This window comes from Stenotrophomonas sp. 1278, assembly GCF_029892765.1.
In the GTDB taxonomy this organism is placed as follows: Bacteria; Pseudomonadota; Gammaproteobacteria; order Xanthomonadales; family Xanthomonadaceae; genus Stenotrophomonas; species Stenotrophomonas indicatrix.
In genome coordinates this window covers 51784-70241 of the sequence record NZ_JARXWD010000016.1, presented here as the reverse complement: position 1 = coordinate 70241, position 18458 = coordinate 51784, and the positions used below count along the sequence as shown (strand labels likewise).

General features: G+C 67.0%; 14 protein-coding genes and 1 tRNA gene. 10 read left to right on the top strand and 5 right to left on the bottom strand.

Going from position 1 to position 18458, the window contains the following annotated elements:
* The first annotated feature begins 16 nt into the window (after positions 1-16).
* Together M2299_RS14230 and M2299_RS14225 are read left to right on the top strand one after the other, a co-directional pair.
* Positions 17-1291: a YihY family inner membrane protein gene (locus M2299_RS14230; protein ID WP_280884561.1), complete on the top strand. Its 1275-nt coding sequence runs from the start codon at positions 17-19 to the stop codon at positions 1289-1291.
* Entirely contained in the window at positions 1288-1851 is a 564-nt protein-coding gene (locus M2299_RS14225; RefSeq protein ID WP_032977467.1) for a TlpA disulfide reductase family protein, read from the top strand. Before M2299_RS14230 ends, M2299_RS14225 begins: the two co-directional genes overlap by 4 nt.
* A 675-nt stretch (positions 1852-2526) precedes the next feature.
* Here the strand turns inward: M2299_RS14225 and ppk2 are convergent.
* From ppk2 to hemA, 4 genes are read right to left on the bottom strand one after another with little or no spacing between them, the layout of a single operon-like run.
* Positions 2527-3309 (bottom strand): polyphosphate kinase 2, encoded by a 783-nt coding sequence (ppk2, locus tag M2299_RS14220; protein ID WP_093818980.1) that lies wholly within the window; start codon positions 3307-3309, stop codon positions 2527-2529.
* A 46-nt stretch (positions 3310-3355) separates the two neighbouring features.
* Positions 3356-5062 (bottom strand): tetratricopeptide repeat protein, encoded by a 1707-nt coding sequence (locus tag M2299_RS14215; RefSeq protein WP_280884560.1) that lies wholly within the window; start codon positions 5060-5062, stop codon positions 3356-3358.
* A 5-nt stretch (positions 5063-5067) separates the two neighbouring features.
* Positions 5068-6150, bottom strand: coding sequence for a peptide chain release factor 1 (gene prfA / locus M2299_RS14210; protein ID WP_025879142.1), 1083 nt, complete (start codon positions 6148-6150; stop codon positions 5068-5070).
* Positions 6128-7411, bottom strand: a complete 1284-nt coding sequence (gene hemA, locus M2299_RS14205; protein ID WP_025879143.1) for a glutamyl-tRNA reductase — start codon at positions 7409-7411, stop codon at positions 6128-6130. Before hemA ends, prfA begins: the two co-directional genes overlap by 23 nt.
* A gap of 63 nt (positions 7412-7474) precedes the next feature.
* On the opposite strand from hemA, the gene M2299_RS14200 reads away from it, so the two are divergent.
* The 8 genes from M2299_RS14200 (at position 7475) to ychF (ending at position 14530) form a co-directional block, all read left to right on the top strand.
* A complete protein-coding gene (locus M2299_RS14200) occupies positions 7475-9160 on the top strand; it encodes a tetratricopeptide repeat protein (RefSeq protein ID WP_170919620.1) in 1686 nt (561 codons plus the stop codon).
* Positions 9157-9816, top strand: a complete 660-nt coding sequence (gene lolB / locus M2299_RS14195) for a lipoprotein insertase outer membrane protein LolB (RefSeq protein ID WP_025879145.1) — start codon at positions 9157-9159, stop codon at positions 9814-9816. Before M2299_RS14200 ends, lolB begins: the two co-directional genes overlap by 4 nt.
* Positions 9813-10682 carry a 4-(cytidine 5'-diphospho)-2-C-methyl-D-erythritol kinase gene (ispE, locus tag M2299_RS14190; RefSeq protein WP_280884559.1) on the top strand — a complete coding sequence of 290 codons (870 nt, stop codon included), beginning with the start codon at positions 9813-9815 and terminating at the stop codon, positions 10680-10682. Before lolB ends, ispE begins: the two co-directional genes overlap by 4 nt.
* Positions 10683-10693: 11 nt before the next feature.
* A tRNA-Gln gene (locus M2299_RS14185) sits at positions 10694-10770 on the top strand.
* A gap of 138 nt (positions 10771-10908) precedes the next feature.
* Positions 10909-11868 carry a ribose-phosphate diphosphokinase gene (locus M2299_RS14180; RefSeq protein ID WP_025879147.1) on the top strand — a complete coding sequence of 320 codons (960 nt, stop codon included), beginning with the start codon at positions 10909-10911 and terminating at the stop codon, positions 11866-11868.
* 106 nt (positions 11869-11974) lie between these two features.
* Entirely contained in the window at positions 11975-12592 is a 618-nt protein-coding gene (locus M2299_RS14175; protein WP_280884558.1) for a 50S ribosomal protein L25/general stress protein Ctc, read from the top strand.
* Between the two features lie 50 nt (positions 12593-12642).
* Positions 12643-13221 (top strand): aminoacyl-tRNA hydrolase, encoded by a 579-nt coding sequence (gene pth, locus M2299_RS14170; protein ID WP_025879149.1) that lies wholly within the window; start codon positions 12643-12645, stop codon positions 13219-13221.
* A 217-nt stretch (positions 13222-13438) separates the two neighbouring features.
* A complete protein-coding gene (gene ychF, locus M2299_RS14165) occupies positions 13439-14530 on the top strand; it encodes a redox-regulated ATPase YchF (RefSeq protein ID WP_025879150.1) in 1092 nt (363 codons plus the stop codon).
* A gap of 542 nt (positions 14531-15072) precedes the next feature.
* Here ychF and M2299_RS14160 read toward each other — a convergent pair.
* A complete protein-coding gene (locus tag M2299_RS14160) occupies positions 15073-18327 on the bottom strand; it encodes an autotransporter outer membrane beta-barrel domain-containing protein (RefSeq protein ID WP_280884557.1) in 3255 nt (1084 codons plus the stop codon).
* Positions 18328-18458: the final 131 nt, after the last annotated feature.

The following is an 18458-nucleotide window of genomic DNA, read 5'->3' as shown; positions in this document are numbered from 1 at the left end:
GGGTACCCTTGCGCCGATGGAACCTTTGGATACGCTCAATTTGTGGATGGAGCGCGCGCGGGATCGCGCACGCGCCGCCAGCTTCGGCCGCTTCCTGTGGCGCCGCTTCCTCGACGACCGCCTGTTCCAGGCCGCCGCCGCGCTGGCCTACACCACGGTGTTCGCGCTGGTGCCGTTGGCGATCGTGGTATTTGGCGTGCTCTCGGCCTTCCCGGTGTTCGATCGCTGGAGCGACCAGCTCAGCGACTACGTCTTCTCCAACTTCGTGCCCAATGCCGCGCGCGCTGCCGAAGGCTACCTGCGGCAGTTCTCGGCCAGCGCCGGCCAGCTCACTGCCGCCGGTTTCATCGCCCTGGTCATCTCGCTGCTGATCACCCTCAACAGTGTTGAAGAGACCTTCAACCAGATCTGGCGCGTCGGCAGCAGTCGGCCGCGGCTGACCCGCTTCCTGGTCTACTGGACGGTGCTGACCCTGGGCGCGATGCTCGCCGCTGCATCGCTGGCGGTGTCGGCGCGGGTGTTCGCGATGCCGTTGTTCGGCACGCAGGAGGGGCGCTGGCTGGCCGATCTCGCCTTGCGGCTGGCGCCGATCCTGATCGAATTCGTCTGCATCACCCTGATGTTCCGGGTGGTGCCACACCACACCGTGAAGTGGCGCCATGCGGTTCCGGGCGCGATTCTCGCCGCAGTGATCCTGGAGCTGGTGAAGTGGGGCATCGGCGCCTACCTGGGCAGCTTCCAGTCCTACCAGAAGCTGTATGGCACGGTGGCCTTCGTGCCGATCCTGCTGCTGTGGATCTACCTCTGCTGGGTGGCCGTGCTGCTGGGCGCGTCGCTGGCGTCGTCAATGGCGGCTTTCCGCTACCAGCCGGTGGAGCTGCGCCTGCCGCAGGGGTACGAGTTCTATGGCCTGCTGCGCCTGCTCGGGCGCTTCCAGCATGCACGTGCCAAGGGCAGGGGCCTGGCCGACGACGAGATCCTGCGGCTGGAACCGATGCTGACCGACTCGCTGCTGCAGGACTTGGCCTGCCACCTGGAGGGCATCGGTCTGCTGCGCCGCGATGAGCGCGGCGAGTGGCTGCTGGCCCGCGACCTGGACCAGGTCAGCCTGGGCGATCTGTACGAATGCACGCAGCTGCGCATTCCGGTGGCCGAACAACACCTGCCTTACCGCGATGACAGCCTCGGCCGGGCCGCCTTGGCCGCACTGGATGAACTGCGCCTGCCGCTGCGTGAACGCCTCAAGCGTCGCGTCAGCGACATCTACTCTGATTCTGGAGACGCCCCATGACCTGCAAGACCCCGTTGCTGCTGGCTGCGCTGCTGGCCCTGGCCGCCTGCAAACCCGCACAGGAGCCGACCCCGGCCAGCAGCCAGCCGCCGGCACAGGCACCGACTCCGGCCGCGCCGGCGCCGGTGGAGGATACGCCCGCCGAGCGCGTTACTGCCGAGTTCCCGACGCTGAAGATGAAGGCCGTCGATGGCAGCGATTACGACCTGGCCGCGCATCGTGGCAAGTGGGTGGTGGTGAATTTCTGGGCGACCTGGTGCGCGCCCTGCCGCAAGGAAATGCCCGAGCTGTCGGCGTTGCATGCCATGCGCAGCAACATCGAAGTGGTGGGCCTGGCCTACGAGGACATCGAGATTCCGGAGATGCAGGCGTTCCTGACCAAGCATCCGGTGACCTATCCGATCGTGGTCGTCGATCCGTTCGACCCGCCGGCCGACTTCGCCACCCCGCGTGGCCTGCCGCTGACCCATCTGATCGACCCGCAGGGCAAGCTGGCCCACAGCTTCCTGGGCCCGGTCACCGCGGCGGACATCGAAAAGCAGATTGCTGCTGCCAAATAAGGGGAGGGGCAGGGCTGCGCCCTGCACCCACCGAAGCGGTAGTGCCGGCCGCTGGCCGGCAACCTCGACAGCAACAGCAACAGCAACAGCCGAAGCAACAGCAGAAGCAGGTTTCCTGAGGGGGGGCGGGATGGGTCCGGTTGCGGGGGACGCCGTAAATACGTCCCTGTAGGCTCGGTCGCCGCATCCATGCGGCTCACGCCCCCGCAACCGGACCCACCCCGCCTTCGACAATTCTCCGCAAGCTGCGGGAATTACATGGCCTGCTCTTGATGGGTGTCGACCTTGGTCGACACGTAGATCCACGCCATGCGTGGATGCTCTTCGTTCAATTGTCGAAATATTCGATTTCGATGGACATACATTCACGCATGGCGTGAATCCAACAGCCACCGGAAATCTGTCGAAGGTGGGGCGGTGTCGGAGTGCGGGGTGTCAGCCGCATGGGCCCGAGGCGTGCCTCGGGCGGGTTGGGCAGGACGCCCAACCCCGGCCTTGCCGTGTGCGCAGGACTGCGCACACGAGCAAGCGGCTGCCAAGCCTACAAAGACGTACTTGCGGCGTCCCCGCACTCCGACACCGCCCCGCCATCCCACGCAATGCCGCTTTTGCTGTTGCTTCGGCCGTTGCTTGAAGCCTCTGCAGGTGCAGGGCCGCAGGCCCTGCCGACCCACCCTATTCTTCGACCGGAAAATCCTCGATCGGCTTCAGCACGTCGTAGTGCTCGCGATGCAGCTTGCCCTTCAGTTTCGGCAGCTCGGGCAAAGGCACATCCACCCGCGTGTCCGGCAGCCGGTCCAGCAGATTGCGGACCAGAGTCAGGCGACCCAGCCGCTGGTCGTTGAAATCCACCAGCGTCCACGGCGCACCGTCGCGATGGGTCGCGCGCAGCATCGCCTCGCGCGCTTCGGTGTACGCGCTGTACTTGCTGCGCGACTTCAGATCCACCGGCGACAGCTTCCACCCCTTCAACGGATCAAGATGGCGTTCGGCGAAACGCTTCTCCTGCTGCTCCTGGTCCACGCACAGCCAGTACTTGAACAGCAGGATGCCGTCATCCACCAGCAGCTGTTCGAACACCGGTGCCTGATGCAGGAACTGCTGGTACTCGGTCTCGCTGCAGTAGCCCATCACCCGTTCCACGCCCGCGCGGTTGTACCAGCTGCGGTCCATCAGCACGATCTCGCCGGCGGCCGGCAGATGCGTGGCGTAGCGCTGGAAATACCATTGCGTGGCTTCGCGGTCGGTGGGCTTGGGCAACGCCACCACCCTGCATTGGCGTGGGTTGAGGTGCTGGCTGATGGCCTGGATCGCACCGCCCTTGCCGGCGGTATCGCGTCCTTCGAACAGCACCAGCAGGCGTTGCCCGCTGTGCTGCACCCAGCGTGCCATCGCCGTCAGTTCCAGCTGCAGCGGCTGCAGCAGTTCGTCGTATTCCTTGCGCTTGAGCTTGGCCATCGTCATGCCACGCGGGAGGGAAGCCCGAGCGTAGCGCAGGGCGATGTCAGGGCGTGTCGAGGCCCTGCCAGCCCTGTTCGCGGGCCAACTGCTGAAGCAGTGCGGACAGATCGCGCGCGAAGGCCGTCATGTCGAACAAGCCGCTGCGCTCGCGTGCCTGCGCCAGTTCGGCACGCAGGGCAGCCAGCGCGGCCGGGTCGTTGCCGAGTGCACTGGCGGTGGCGACGAAGGCCGCATCGTCGGCGACGTTCATGTGCTCCAGCCCCAGATGATGGTTGAGGCTGCCGGCCACGCGCGCGGCGAAGGTAGCGCCGGGGCTGGTCAGCACCGGGCAGCCGGCCCACAGCGCATCCGATGCGGTGGTGTGCGCGTTGTACGGGTTGGTGTCCAGGAACAGGTCGGCCAGCTGATAGCGGGCCAGATACTGCGGATGCGGCAGCTTGGCCATGAACACCAGGCGCGCCGGATCCAGTCCTGCAGCCTTGGCGGCGGAACGCAGCCTTGCATCGGCCTGGCCGGGGCCGGACAGCAGCCACAGCGCGCTGCCAGGTACTGCCTGCAGCACCGCGAACGCACGGCCCATGCTGCGCGGGTTGAGTTTGTAACTGTTGTTGAAGCAGCAGAACACCGTGCCCTGCGCGGGCAGCCCACACGCCGCACGGTCCGGCGCCGGTTCCAGCACGCGGGTGTTGTCGGAGGGCTGGAACGCGCGCGGCAGGCGCAGCACGCGTTCGCTGTAGTGCGGTTCCAGCGAGGACGGCAGCGCGAAGTCGTCAGCGATCACTGCATCCAGCCACGATGCACCGGAGGTGCCGGGGTAGGCCAGCCAGTTCAACTGCAGCGGGGCAGGGCGCATCGCCAGTACTTCCGGCGTGCCGCCACCGCCCCAGCCGCGCAGGTCCAGCAGCAGGTCGATGCCCTGTGCACGGATGCGCGCGGCCGTATCGGCGTGGCGCAATCCCACCACGTCATGCAGCCGGGTGGCGGCCTGCAGGCGTTGGCGGATGCGGCTGCCATCGTCCGCGTTGAGCGCGAACAGATGCAGTTGCAGGGCCGGGTCGCGGCTCATCTGCTCCAGCAGCGCCACCGTCAGCAATCCGGTGGGATGGGCGCCGAAGCCGTTGGAAAGGAAGCCCACGCGAAGTGGGCCTCGTACGCGCAGCTTCGCCGGCGGCAGGGGCCGCACCGATGCCGCCACAGCGGCGGCGCGTGCACGCGCGCAGGCCAGCTGTTCGGCCGCGCTGGCGTCTTCGCTGAGAAACGCGAAGGGTTCCACTACGCCCTGGCCGGACACCAGTGCACCGCGCACCTGATCGGCCAGCGCATCCACGTCCTGCCAATCGCACAGGCGACGCTGCCAGGCGAGGCGTTGCGCGGCGATATATGGCTCATCGGGCATCAGTGCATGTGCGCGGCGATAGGCCGCTGATGCACCTTCGGCATCGTTGGCATCTTCCAGCGCGTGCCCCAGCCACAACGCGATGCCCGGGTGCTCCGGTGCCAGCGCCGAGGCCTGGCCCAGCAGCGTAGCGGCATCGGCATGCGCTCCTGCCATCCACGCCACCCGGCCGAGCCGTGCAAGCGCTTCAGGATGATTGGGCCGCAGCTGCAGTGCGCGCCGCGCGGCCTGCTCGCCGGCCGCGATATCGCCGGCTTCCAGTTCCAGGTCGGCCAGCATCACCCAGGCGACGAAGTCGCCGGGCTGGCGCGTGATCGCCTGCTGCAGTTGCTGCCGCTGCTGCCAGGCCGACATGCTGGTCAGCCCGCCGAAAGCTGGGCCAGGGCGTCGACCTGGTGCTCGTGGCTCAATCGCTGCAGCAGCGGATCGAGATCGCCGGCCAGTACGTTGGGCAGGTCGTACAGGGTCAGCCCTTCCACGCGGTGGTCGGTGATCCGGCCCTGCGGGAAGTTGTAGGTACGGATGCGCTGGCTGCGGTCGCCGCTGCCGACCTGTAGGCGCCGAGATTCGGCTTGCGCTGCGTCGTGGCGCTGGCGCTCGGCATCGAGTAGCTGCGCCTTCAGGCGTTTCATCGCCTTGTCCCGGTTGGCATGCTGGCTGCGTTCGGTCTGGCACTCCACCACCACGCCGCTGGGCACGTGGGTGATGCGGATCGCCGACTCGGTCTTGTTGACGTGCTGGCCACCGGCGCCGGAGGAGCGGTAGGTATCAATCCTCAGGTCAGCCGGGTTGATGACGATCTCATCGACTTCGTCGGCTTCCGGGATGATCGCCACGGTGGCCGCCGAGGTGTGGATGCGGCCCTGCGATTCGGTGGCCGGCACGCGCTGCACGCGGTGGGTGCCCGATTCGAATTTCAGGCGCGAGAACGCGCCCCGGCCGACCACGCGCGCCACCACTTCCTTGTAGCCGCCATGTTCGCCGGGGTTGTCCGATTCGATCTCGACCTTCCAGCCCTGTCGCTCGGCGTAGCGGGCATACATGCGGAACAGGTCGCCAGCGAAGATCGCCGCCTCGTCGCCGCCGGTGCCGGCGCGCACTTCCAGGAACAGGTTGCCTTCATCGCGCGGGTCGCGCGGCACCAGCAGCAGCGCCAGTTCCTGCTCCAGTTCCTGCAGGCGGGCCTGGGCGGCGGCGATCTCCTCGTCGGCCAGTTCGCGCAGGTCCGGATCGGTGCGCATGCTTTCGGCCGCGGCCAGGTCGGCCTTGGCACGCACTTCATCGGCCAGCGCGGTGGCGATCGGTTCGAGCTGGGAAAACTCACGCGAAAGATCGCGGAAGCGCGCGTTGTTGGCGACCACCTCCGGTTCGGCGAGCAGACGTTCCAGTTCTTCGCGGCGCTCGGCCAGCGCTTCCAACTTACGGCGCAGGGTCGGCGTCATCGGTTCTCACAGGTGGGTGGTGGTAACCCGGCGCAGCCGGGAACAGGCGCTCGGCGGCGCGGGTCAGGTCGGCGTCGCCGCTGAGCGCGGCCGCGCGCAGGGCGGCGGTCGGCGGGTGCAGCAGGCGGTTGGTCAATCCATGGGCAAGCAGTTCCAGCACTTCGTCGGCCGGCTTGCCGTTGGCCAGCTGCTGGCGCGCGCGCTCCAGCAGTTCGGCACGGGTGGCCTCGCCGAAGGCGCGCAGTTGCCGCAGCGGTGCCTGGTGGGCACTGGCCTGCAGGGTTTCGACGAAGCGCGAGACCTGCAGGTCGATGATCGTTTCCGCTTCGGCGGCCGCCTCGCGGCGGCTGCGGCGGTTGTCTTCCACCGCGCGCTCGAGGTCGTCCACGGTGTACAGGAACGCATCGTTGAGACTGGCAACGTCGGCCTCGATGTCGCGCGGCACGGCCAGGTCGAACAGCAGCATCGGCTTGTGCCGGCGTGCGCGCAGGGCGTTGGCCACTGCAGCACGGTGGATCACCGGTTCGCGGGCGGCGGTGGCCGAGAACACTACATCGGCCTCGGCCAGGTGACGCTCCAGTTCGGTCAGCGGCAGCGCCACACCGCCATGGCGGCTGGCCAGTTCCTGCGCATGGGCGAGGGTGCGGTTGGCGATCAGCAGCCGCCGCACCTTGCCTTCGCTGAGGTGGCGTGCGGCCAGCTCGATGGTCTCGCCGGCGCCGACCAGCAGCACGGTGGAATCGTCAAGGCGTGCAAATGCGTTCTGCGCCAGGCGCACCGCTGCCGAGGCCACCGATACCGGGTTGGCACCGACCTGGGTATCGGTACGCGCGCGCTTGGCCACCGAGAACGTCTGCTGGAACAGGCGGTCCAGGCGTTGGCCGAGCAGGCCGTGGTCGCGCGCGGTCGACCAGGCGTCCTTCACCTGGCCCAGGATCTGCGGCTCACCCAGCACCATTGAATCCAGCCCCGTCGCCACCCGGAACAGGTGGCGCACGGCATCGGCATCGGCGTGCTGGTACAGGTAGCCCTGCAGGTCGCCGGCCTGGCTCTGCAGCCACTGGTCCAGCGCCTGCGCGGACTCGGCCACGGCATACAGTTCGGTGCGGTTGCAGGTGGACAGCAGCACCGCCTCGGCGATCTGCGGGGTATCGCGCAGCGAACCGAGCGCGCGCGGCAACGCGTCACCGGCGAAGGCTGCGCGTTCGCGCAGTTCCACCGGTGCGGTCTGGTGATTCAGTCCGAGCACCCACAGGGTCATTGTTCAGTTGCTTGCGATAAGCTGCTGGCCATTGGACGACATTTTAAGGCCCCGATGCCGACGATGCCCGCATTGATTCGCATCCCCAGTGTTCTGCTGCTGTCTCTGGCCTGTGCGCAGGCCCTGGCGGCGGTGCCCGCCAAGGCGCCTGCACGGCCTGCGGTGACTGAGGAACTGGCGCTGGAGCCGGTGCTGGCCGGCGAGTTCGCCCTGCAGGCCGGCAAGCTGGCCGAGGCCGCGCGCTGGTACCTGCAGGCGGCCCAGCAGACCGACGGCGACGCCGGCCTGGCCGAGCGGGCGACCCGTATCGCCATGCTGGCCAACGAAGATGGCGCCGCGGCCAAGGGCCTGGCCCTGTGGCAGCAGCGTGCGCCGCGTTCATTGGCGATGCGCAGCGCCGCCGGTGCGCTGGCGATGCGCCAGGGCGACGTGAAGGCTGCGCGCAGCGAGCTTCAGGCCTTGTTGCAGGACCCGGGGGATGAGGGCTGGAAGTTCGCCCTGGGCGCCTTGATCGGCGGTGGCCGCGATCCGGCCGTGCCGGCCCAGGTGCTGGGCGAGCTGGTCGATGCCAACGCCATTCCCCAGAAGATCGAGGCCTGGCAGGAGTTTGGACGCCTTGCGCTGCGCATGGAGAAGCCCGAGCTGGCACGGCGCATGATCGATGAGGTGGTCAAGCGCTTCCCCGAGGAGCCACGCGTGGCGTTGCTGCGCGCCAGCCAGCTGCAGCAGGCCGGCCAGACCGACCAGGCGCTGTCGCTGCTGCATGGGGTGGAGCCGAAGACCCGTCAGGACCCGGAGCTGCGCAACGCGGTGGCCATCGCCTATGACAGCCTCGGCCAGCCGGCAGCGGCCGAGCGCGTGCTGGCGGTCGGTCCCCAGGATGTGCAGACGTGGGGCATGCGCGCTTCGCTGCTGGCCAAGCAGGGCGACAAGGCCGCGCTGTCCAATCTGTACAACGAACTGTCGCGGCAGGCGGCCAAGCCGGACCCGGCGCAGCGCCTGTTGCTGGGCAAGATCGCCGAGTACCTCAAGCGCTACCCGGAGGCGGTCAACTGGTATCACAGCGTTCCTGGCGGCGATGAGCTGAATGAAGCGCGCCTGCGCGCGGCCAATGCGCAGGGTCTGGCGGGCCGGCAGTCGCTGGCGCTGGATGAAGTGCATGCCATCCAGTCCGATGCCAGCGTGGATGACGATGTGCGGCGCGATGCGTATCTGCTGGAAGCCGAGCTGCGCCAGCGCGCCGACGACCTTCCCGGCGAGATCGACGCACTGGCCCGTGGCCTGGCCGCGTATCCGGACGAAAACGGCCTGTTGTATGCCCGTGCGCTGGCCTGGGAGCGCCGCGATGACATCGCCCGTGCCGAGGCCGACCTGCGCAAGATCCTGGTGACCGAGCCGGAGAACGTGCCGGCATTGAATGCACTGGGCTACACCCTGGCCGACCGGACCGGTCGCTACCAGGAAGCGCTCGAACTGATCGACCGCGCGCGCGTGGCCGAACCGGACAACGCCGCCATCGTCGACAGTTATGGCTGGGTGCTGTATCGGCTGGGGCGCAACGCCGACGCGCTGGTACAGCTGCGCCGCGCCTGGACGCTGGCCAAGGACCCGGAAATCGCCGCCCACGTAGGCGAGGTGCTGTGGGTGCTGGGCAAGCACGATGAAGCCCGTCACTTCTTCGAGGAAGCGGCCAGGCTCGACCCTGAAAACCGCGCGCTGCTGCGCGCCCGCGAGAAATTCAACCCATGAGTGTTTCCACGATCCGGCCGTTGCTGCTGGTGGCCGTGACCCTGGCCCTGAGTGCCTGTACCACCGTTGGCCGGCAGAAAACGCCGGCGCCGGCCGTGGTCACCACCGTTTCCGCCGAAGCGACCGCCGCCGAGGCCGCACGCGTGGACGCGCTGCGATCGGCGTCGGAGTGGAATTTCCAGGGCCGGGTGGCGGTCAGCAAGGGCAAGGATGGTGGCAGCGGCCGCATCGACTGGAAACAGGAAGGCCAACGCTATGTCGTCGAACTGAGCGCGCCGGTCACCCGCCAGAGCTGGAAGTTGAGCGGTGACAGCCATCATGAAGCCGGCCGTCTGGAAGGACTGGCCGGTGGTCCGCGAGACGGTGAAGACGCGCAGGCCCTGTTGCTGGAAGCCACCGGCTGGGACATCCCGGTCAACCAGCTGCCGGACTGGGTACGCGGCCTGGTCGCCGGAGACAGCGCTGGGCCGGAAAAGATCGAGCGTGATGCCGATGGCCGTCCGCGGCGCATGCAGCAGATGGGCTGGGTGATCCAGTATCTGGACTGGTACCCGGCCGAAGCCGGGCGTCCGGCCCTGCCGCGCAGGGTCGAGGCGGTCAATGGTGACGCCAAGGTGCGCCTGCTGGTCGACCAGTGGGGGCAGGGCGCGCCATGAACGCGCGGGTGGATGACGCGGGCTGGTCCTGGTGGCCGGCCCCGGCCAAGCTGAACCTGTTCCTGCATATCACCGGCCGCCGTGCCGACGGCTACCACGAGCTGCAGACCGTGTTCCGCCTGCTCGACTGGGGCGACCGGATCGGCCTGCGCCTGCGTGAAGACGGCCAGGTGCGGCGGCAGGGCGATGGCCTGGCCGGTGTCGCGGAGGCGGATGATCTGGCGGTTCGCGCAGCGCGATTGCTCAAAGAGGTGGCGAATGTCGAGAAAGGTGTCGATATCGTCGTCGAAAAGCACGTTCCTGCGGGCGGCGGTTTCGGCGGCGGTTCGTCCGATGCGGCCACCGTGCTGGTGGTGCTGAACCGGCTCTGGGGCGCGGGGCTGGACGAAAATACGCTGGCGGCGCTGGGCTTGCGCCTCGGCGCCGATGTGCCGGTGTTCGTGCGTGGCCACAACGCCTGGGCCGAGGGGGTGGGGGAGCGGCTGCGGCCGATCACCCTGCCGCAGGCCTGGTATGTGGTGGTCGAACCGGGCGTTCATGTGCCGACCCCGCTGCTGTTCGCAGATCCGGATTTGACGCGCGACAGTCCACAGGCGAAAATAGAGGACTTCGCTTCCGGCACGCTGGTCGGGAACGTGTTCGAACCGGTGCTGCGCCGCCGTGAGCCTGCCGTCGAGGCGGTGCTTGCTGCGTTGAGCGACATCGGCACGGCACGACTGACCGGTTCGGGAAGTGGTTGTTTCGTCGAGTTCGATTCGCAGGCTGCCGCCGAGCAGGGACGAGCGAAGTTGTCGAAGGAGTTGCGGGCAAGGGTGGCTGCGGGCGTTGCACGTTCGCCACTGCTGGATGCACTCGAGCAACACTGATTCATCAATGCAGGGGCGTCGCCAAGAGGCCCAAGGCACCAGGTTTTGATCCTGGCATTCGGAGGTTCGAATCCTCCCGCCCCTGCCAATGCGGCTGCGTCCGCGCCTTCCAGCGCATCACCTGCGCGGGACGTGGGAACAGCCGCGGTGTTGTCAGCAGCAGGGGCCGACGTGGTCCTTGCCGCTACCGGATCCCCGCCACTCGTCCCCGCCCGAGACAATCATGATGCAAGAGTCCCCGAACCTGCTGGTCTTTTCCGGCAACGCCAACAAACGTCTGGCGCAGAACATCTGCAAGGAACTGGGAGTCCGCCCGGGCAAGGCGCTGGTCTCGCACTTCTCCGATGGTGAAGTGCAGGTGGAAATCGAAGAGAACGTCCGCAAGCAGGACGTGTTCGTGATCCAGCCGACCTCGGCGCCGAGCGCGGAAAACCTGATGGAACTGCTGGTGCTGATCGACGCGCTCAAGCGCGCATCGGTGGCCAGCGTGACCGCCGTGGTGCCGTACTTCGGCTACTCGCGCCAGGATCGCCGCATGCGTTCCTCGCGCGTGCCGATCACCGCCAAGCTGGCGGCGAAGATGTTCAGCACCGCCGGCGCTGATCGCGTGCTGACCGTCGACCTGCACGCCGACCAGATCCAGGGTTTCTTCGATATTCCGGTCGACAACGTGTATGCCTCGCCGCTGCTGCTGGCCGACATCTGGCGCGCCTACGGCACCGAGAACCTGATCGTGGTGTCGCCGGACGTGGGCGGCGTGGTCCGCGCCCGTGCAGTGGCCAAGCGCCTGGATGACGCCGATCTGGCGATCATCGACAAGCGCCGTCCGCGCGCCAACGTCTCCACCGTGATGAACATCATCGGTGACGTCGAAGGCAAGACCTGCGTGATGGTCGATGACATCGTCGACACCGCCGGCACCCTGTGCGCCGCTGCTGCTGCCCTGAAGGCGCGCGGTGCGCTGAAGGTCGCCGCCTACTGCACCCACGCGGTGCTGTCGGGCCCGGCGGTGGACAACATCACCAATTCCCAGCTCGATGAGCTGGTGGTGACCGACACCATCCCGCTGAAGGACGCCGCGCGGGTGTGCAGCAAGATCCGCCAGCTGAGCGTGGCGGAAATGCTGGCCGAAACGATGCGCCGCATCGCCTTCGGCGAGTCGGTCAGCTCGCTGTACGTGGATTGATTTTTCGTCCTCGCCGGCAACGGCAGGGACACACCGGGCGCTTCTGGTCGCGGAAGTGCCTTCAACCGCCAAGCCGCAAGGCAAGGCAACAACCGAGTAGTCGAAAATGTCGAAGACCCATGAAATCAAGGTCACCAAGCGTGAACTGCAGCGTAAGGGTGCGAGCCGCCGCCTGCGTACCGCTGGTGTGATCCCGGCGATCGTGTACGGCGGCAACGCCGAACCGGTCGCCATCAGCCTGGACCACAACGAAATCTGGCTGGCCCAGCAGAACGAGTGGTTCTATGCCTCGATCCTGGACCTGAACCTGGACGGCCAGGTGCAGAAGGTGCTGCTGCGTGACATGCAGCGCCATCCGTACAAGCAGCTGATCATGCACCTGGACTTCCTGCGCGTGAACGAGAACGAGAAGCTGACCGCTTCGGTTCCGCTGCACTTCATCAACGAAGACACCTCGCCGGCTGGCAAGGCTGCCGACGTCGTGGTCGCCCACGAACTGAAGGAAGTGGCCATCAGCTGCCTGCCGAAGGACCTGCCGGAGTCGATCGAAATCGACCTGGGCGAGCTGAAGGCTGGCGACGTTGTGTACCTGTCGGACATCAAGCTGCCGAAGGGCGTGGAAATCCCGGCGCTGGCGCTGGGCAAGGACCACGACGACGCCATCGTCACTGCCAAGCACGGCAAGCAGGATGCTGCCGACGCTGAAGAAGCAGCGGCCGAGTAATACCCCGCGGCGCCTGTCCTTCGGGGCAGGCGCCGTATCTGGATGGAACGATGGCAGGATTGCGACTGATCGTCGGTCTGGGCAACCCCGGATCGGAGCACGCCCGGACCCGGCACAATGCCGGGTTTCATTTCGTTGAGGCCCTGGCTGAAAAAGCCGGTGCACGATGGAACGTGGACAGCAAGTTGTTTGGCGAGACCGCCAAGGTCGACATTGCCGGACAGACCGTGTGGCTGCTCAAGCCGGCCACCTTCATGAACCTCAGCGGCAAGTCGGTCACCGCCGCACAGCGGTTCTGGAAGATCGAGCCGGAGGACACCCTGCTGGCTCACGACGAACTGGACCTCGCGCCCGGCGTGGCGCGGCTGAAGTTCGACGGTGGCCACGGTGGACAGAACGGCCTGCGCGACACCATCCGCCTGCTCGGCCACGGCAGGTTCCATCGCCTGCGCGTGGGCATCGGCCATCCCGGCCACAAGGACCGCGTGGTGGGCTGGGTGCTGGGACGCCCCTCCAAGGACGATGAAGTACTGATCTCCCGCGCCATCGACGATGCGATCGACGTGCTGCCGTTGGCGGTGCAGGGCGATTTCAGCGAAGCGATGAAGCGGCTGCACACCCCGAAATAACCGGTAGTGCCGGCCGCTGGCCGGCAACGGGTGCCAACGGCCCCGGTAGGTGCCAACCGGCCCCGGTAGGTGCCAGCCGGCCTCGGTAGGTGCCAACCGGCCCCGGTAGGTGCCAACCTTGGTTGGCACAGATGTTGATCGACGACACCGAGATGGATTGGTCAAGCGGCGCGTGCGCTGTTTCACCAATCACTTTCACCCCAGAGAGCTGTCACCCATGGGTATCAAATGCGGCATCGTCGGCCTGCCCAACGTCGGCAAGTCGACCCTGTTCAACGCGCTGACCAAGGCGGGCATCGCCGCGGCGAACTTCCCGTTCTGCACCATCGAGCCCAACGTCGGCATCGTGCCGGTGCCGGATCCGCGCCTGAACGAGCTGGCGGCGATCATCAACCCGCAGAAGGTCATCCCGACCGCGGTGGAGTTCGTCGACATCGCCGGCCTGGTGGCCGGTGCGGCCAGTGGCGAAGGCCTGGGCAACAAGTTCCTGGCCCACATCCGCGAAGTGGATGCGATCACCCATGTGGTGCGCTGCTTCGAGAACGCTGACGTCATCCACGTCAACAACAAGGTCGACCCGATCTCGGACATCGACACCATCGATACCGAACTGGCCCTGGCCGACCTGGACAGCGTCGAGAAGGCACTGAACCGCGCCGAGCGTGCGGCCAAGGGCGGTGACAAGGACGCAGCGGCACGCAAGCCGGTGCTGGCCAAGCTGCAGGCCGCGCTGGCCGATGGCAAGGCCGGCCGTTCGGCGGGCCTGGACGAGGAAGAGAAGGCGCTGGTGCGCGATCTGTTCCTGCTGACCCTGAAGCCGGTGATGTACATCGCCAACGTGCTGGAAGACGGTTTCGAGAACAACCCGCACCTGGACGCCGTGCGCGCCCGTGCCGCCGAAGAAGGCGCGCAGGTGGTGCCGGTGTCGGCGGCGATCGAAGAAGAGCTGTCGCAGCTGGATGACGAAGACCGCGATACCTTCCTGGCCGACCTTGGCCTGACCGAGCCTGGCCTGAACCGTGTGATCAATGCGGCCTACAGCCTGCTCGGCCTGCAGACCTACTTCACTGCCGGTGTAAAGGAAGTCCGCGCGTGGACCGTGCGCAAGGGCGCCACCGCGCCGCAGGCTGCCGCGGTCATCCATACCGACTTCGAGAAGGGCTTCATCCGCGCCGAAACCATCGCGTATGACGACTTCATCAAGTACAAGGGCGAAGCCGGTGCGAAGGAAGCCGGTCGCCTGCGCCTGGAAGGCAAGGAATACCGCGTGCAGGAAGGTGACATCCTGCATTTCCGCTTCAACGTCTGATCGACGACGCAGCGCAGTGATTGTCCACAGGACCCCGCAATGCGGGGTCTTGTTGTATCGGGCGCCTGTCAGAAGGGGCGCACGAGCAGTGCCGCTGCGCGCTTCTGCTGCGGAAGCGCCAGCGCAGTGCTGCCGGTGGCCGTGGACAGAAATTCACCACGCCTTGAAACGCTTGCCGTGCAGGGCTCGCAGCTACTTGTCCACACCAAACCCCCACGGCTTTCCACGCGATGTGTGGAAAACCATCAAAGCGCTTGGACAAAAAACAGCCACACCCTGAAACGCTTGCGGCATAACGTTCAAGCCGGGTTGTCCACATCAAGTCCGCAGCGCTTTCCACCTGCTGTGTGGAAAACATGCACCTGCGGGCGCGGTGGATTGATTGGATAAAAAATGACCAGGTCTGAAAACGCTTGTCGTGCGTGGCTCATGGCCACTTGTCCACATCCAACCCCCATCGATTTCCACGCGTGGTGTGGAAAACAACAAGGGGTCCGACGACACATCGCCGGACCCCTCGCTGGGATCACCCGTCGCAGCGCTTACCAGCGGTAAGAGACGCCCAGCTGGCCGCTGGTATCGCGGAAGCCCATGCCACCGGTCTGGTGGCTGATCTCACCCCAGCCGCGCCAGCCGCCCGACAGATTCACCTGCACGCCGGCCTTGGCTTCGTAGATGTCACGCGGCAACTGCCGGCGCAGGTGTTCTCCGTCCACGGCGATGGTCGCGTCGTTGCCACCGGACCACCAGTTCACCGCGACGAACGGCTGTACCTGCCCCTGGCGCTGCGTCAGCGAACGCGTGTACAGGCGCAGCCCCACACGCGTGGTGGTGCTGTCCTTGTCGAGTCCTTCAACCACCGTGCCGTTGGCCTCGACCACGCGGTCGGCGTCGTAGCGGCTGTGGATCACCTGCAGTTGTGGCTCCAGGTAGACACCGCGCTGGGCCGTGCGCTGCACGGGCAGCACATAGCCTGCCTCGGCCGAACCGGTCCAGCTGTGCGAACGATAGTGCTCCTTCTGCAGCCCTTCGCCCTGCACGCTGTTGCGGAAACGCCCGTACTGCAGCCAGCCGTCCACATACGCACCGTGCTCCATCCGCGCGTCCTGCAACCAGGTCGTATACAGGCCCAGGCTGGTGCCGTTGACCACACCGTGCGCGGTGTAACCGGTCACCTGCGAGCGACTGTCATTGCGTGCCCGGCCCTGGCCGGCCATCACACCTGCCTGCAGCTGACCGCCGGCATTGGCTTCGAAGCGACGACCGACGCCCAGCAGCACGCTGTTGAGCTCGCTGTCCACATCCACCTGGTGGCCGCGGCTGCCGGGCGCGCTGCTGCGCACCTGTGCCCAAGCAATGGCGTCGCTGCCACCACCGTTCGCCTCGGCAGGATCACCGCTGCGGTCGTACAGGCTGTGCCGGAACATGCCCAGCGCACTGCTCTGGTTGGCCATGTATACCGCCGGCTCCGGACGCTCCACGCGCGGCGGTGCCGGCGGCAGTGGCGGATCGACCGGCGGAACTACCGGCGGATCGATCGGCGGAGCAGGCGGATCGATCGGCGGAGTCGGCGGATCAATCGGCGGATCAATCGGCGGACCGGGCGGTTCCGGCGGGTCGACCGGAGGGACGTATTCCGAGCGCAGGTACCAGTTGCCGTCATCCGGCGTGGAGACGCCGCCCTTGTACAGGAAGTAGTCGTAAGCGCCGGCCACCGCGCGTCCCTGCAGCGAGAACTGCGCATCGGACTGGCCGCCCACGCTGATCAGGCGGATGCCTTCGCTGGTCAGGGCACCGGCGCCCCCTGCGTTGCGCACGCTGACGGAGGCGGTGCCACTGCTGTTGCCCTGGATCACCAGCTGGTCACCCAGCGAGGCATCGTCGCCCAGCGCGCGGTTGAACAGCCAGTGGCCATCGTTGCCGACATAGTCGCCGGTGACGGTCAGGGTCTTGAAGTCGTCGGTGGTGGGGGCGACGAAGGCGATGGTGCCGGCATGGTCCAGCGAGCCGACGCTGGAACTGGAACGCACGTTCCATTGGCTGCTGCCGTCCATCGCCAGCTGCGCGACCTGGTAGCCGGAGTCGCTGCGCAGCGCGCCGTTGAACACGGTGCCGTTGCGCAGCGTCATCTGCACGTTGGCGGTGGCGCTGTCGACCACCACATCGCCGGTCAGGCGGCTGTTGTCGGCAGTGAACAGAATGTCTGCGGTGGCGACTGAACTTCCATCGGTGAACACCGTGTCGCTCACCCGCAGCAGGCGGCCACCGTCGAGGTTGCCCTGCCGGCGCGCGATGACATCGGTGTTGTTGAGCGTCAGCTCGTGGTTGCTGCCCTGCAGCCAGAGCGCGGGGCCGTCCTGGGTCTGCAGGCTGCTGTTGTTGAACACCAGGCGGTCCCAGTACGGCCCGAACACCGTGATGTAGGAGCGATAGGCACCCGAATTCGTGCCCTGCGCATGGATGCTCAGGTTGTCGGCGGTGAGCTTGGCCGTGTTCATCTGCACGATGCCGAACGAGGATGCACCCAGTGTGGTGATCGAGCCTCCGTCCAGCTGCGCATCGGCCGTGCTGCCGCCAAGGAAGACGCCGCCACCGCCGGTGCCGTAGGTGGTGATGTCCAGGTTCTTGGCGCGGATGCGCGAGTAGGGCGTCGGCGGATTGCTGCCCGAGGCACGCAGGCCGTAGACCCCATCGCCGTGGGTATCGATGCTGCCGCCGGTGATCGTGGCGGTACCACCCCAGACGTCCACGCCATGGCCGTAGCCGTTGTCGCCATAGGTGCTGAGCCTGGTATCGGTGAGGTCGGCCAGCGAGTCCGCGCCGGACAGCCAGATGCCGGAATAGCCGTCGCGCACGGTGAAGTGGGCACCGTTGGTGGTCAGCTTGGCCCAGCTGTTGACGTTGACGCCGTAGCCGCCGACGGTCTCGAAACGGCCGCCGGTGATATCGGCAGTGGAGTACACGCGGTTGCCACTGTTGCCGAGCAGGCGGATGCTGCTGCCGCTGCTGCTGGCACTGCCGCCCACGATCTGCAGCGTGCCACCGTTGTCGATGTCGAAGTAGCCGTTGACCACGTCCACGTCGCGCAGCGACAGCACGCTGCCGCTGCCGCCGGAGGACAGACGGCCGCTGTAGCCGCTGCTGGCTTCGTCGAAGGTCATCTTCAGCGATTCCAGCGACAGCAGCGCGCCACCCTCGGCGTACACTGCGCTGTTGGCACCGTTGTTGATCTCCGTACCGGTCACGTGCAGTTCGCTGCCACGCCCAGTGGAGTACAGAGCATGTCCGGCGCTGCTCACACTGCCGCCATTCAACCAGAGCTTGCCACCACCGGTGGCATTGACCGTGCCGTAGCCCGAACCGTTCCGGTAAGCATTGATGACCAGGTTGTTGGCCCGGATCACGCTACCCGCACCGCTGGCGTTCAGCGCATAGCCGACGGTGGTGCTGCCGTTGCCGATCTGCAGGATGCCGCCCTCGATGACGACGCTGCCACCGGCGCTGGCAAGGATGCCGCTGCCGCCGCCGGTGCTCGAGATCCAGCTGCCATCGACCGTAATGCTGCTGCCAACACCATTGGCCTCCAGCGCGTAGCCGCCTGCACTGTGCTGCAGGGTGTCGTCGGCGCCCAGCTGCAGGCTGCCACCATCGGTAACCTTCAACGGCCCCTGCAGTTCGGCCGCATGCACGGGCAGGGCGGCCCACAAGGCGCTGGCCAGCAGGCTGGGAATCAGGGGAAGGCGCGCCACGCGCGCGCAGGCGGGCGCACGGCGGCGCCGTGGGGGAGAGGCGTTCATGCTGTTGGATTCCTGTGGCAGGGCGCAGCGCGGCTGCGCGATCTGGCGCGGCAGGGCCGCGTCGCTGTGGAAACCGCGTGCGATGGCCGCTGCAGGCGCCATCCGGTTTCCCTCCCGCCGGTAACGCGATG

Coding starts and splice junctions, on each gene's coding strand:
- M2299_RS14230 (WP_280884561.1), top strand. CDS start 17: ATGGAACCTTTGGATACGCTCAATTTGTGGATGGAGCGCGCGCGGGAT.
- M2299_RS14225 (WP_032977467.1), top strand. CDS start 1,288: ATGACCTGCAAGACCCCGTTGCTGCTGGCTGCGCTGCTGGCCCTGGCC.
- ppk2 (WP_093818980.1), bottom strand. CDS start 3,309: ATGGCCAAGCTCAAGCGCAAGGAATACGACGAACTGCTGCAGCCGCTG.
- M2299_RS14215 (WP_280884560.1), bottom strand. CDS start 5,062: ATGTCGGCCTGGCAGCAGCGGCAGCAACTGCAGCAGGCGATCACGCGC.
- prfA (WP_025879142.1), bottom strand. CDS start 6,150: ATGACGCCGACCCTGCGCCGTAAGTTGGAAGCGCTGGCCGAGCGCCGC.
- hemA (WP_025879143.1), bottom strand. CDS start 7,411: ATGACCCTGTGGGTGCTCGGACTGAATCACCAGACCGCACCGGTGGAA.
- M2299_RS14200 (WP_170919620.1), top strand. CDS start 7,475: ATGCCCGCATTGATTCGCATCCCCAGTGTTCTGCTGCTGTCTCTGGCC.
- lolB (WP_025879145.1), top strand. CDS start 9,157: ATGAGTGTTTCCACGATCCGGCCGTTGCTGCTGGTGGCCGTGACCCTG.
- ispE (WP_280884559.1), top strand. CDS start 9,813: ATGAACGCGCGGGTGGATGACGCGGGCTGGTCCTGGTGGCCGGCCCCG.
- M2299_RS14180 (WP_025879147.1), top strand. CDS start 10,909: ATGCAAGAGTCCCCGAACCTGCTGGTCTTTTCCGGCAACGCCAACAAA.
- M2299_RS14175 (WP_280884558.1), top strand. CDS start 11,975: ATGTCGAAGACCCATGAAATCAAGGTCACCAAGCGTGAACTGCAGCGT.
- pth (WP_025879149.1), top strand. CDS start 12,643: ATGGCAGGATTGCGACTGATCGTCGGTCTGGGCAACCCCGGATCGGAG.
- ychF (WP_025879150.1), top strand. CDS start 13,439: ATGGGTATCAAATGCGGCATCGTCGGCCTGCCCAACGTCGGCAAGTCG.
- M2299_RS14160 (WP_280884557.1), bottom strand. CDS start 18,327: ATGAACGCCTCTCCCCCACGGCGCCGCCGTGCGCCCGCCTGCGCGCGC.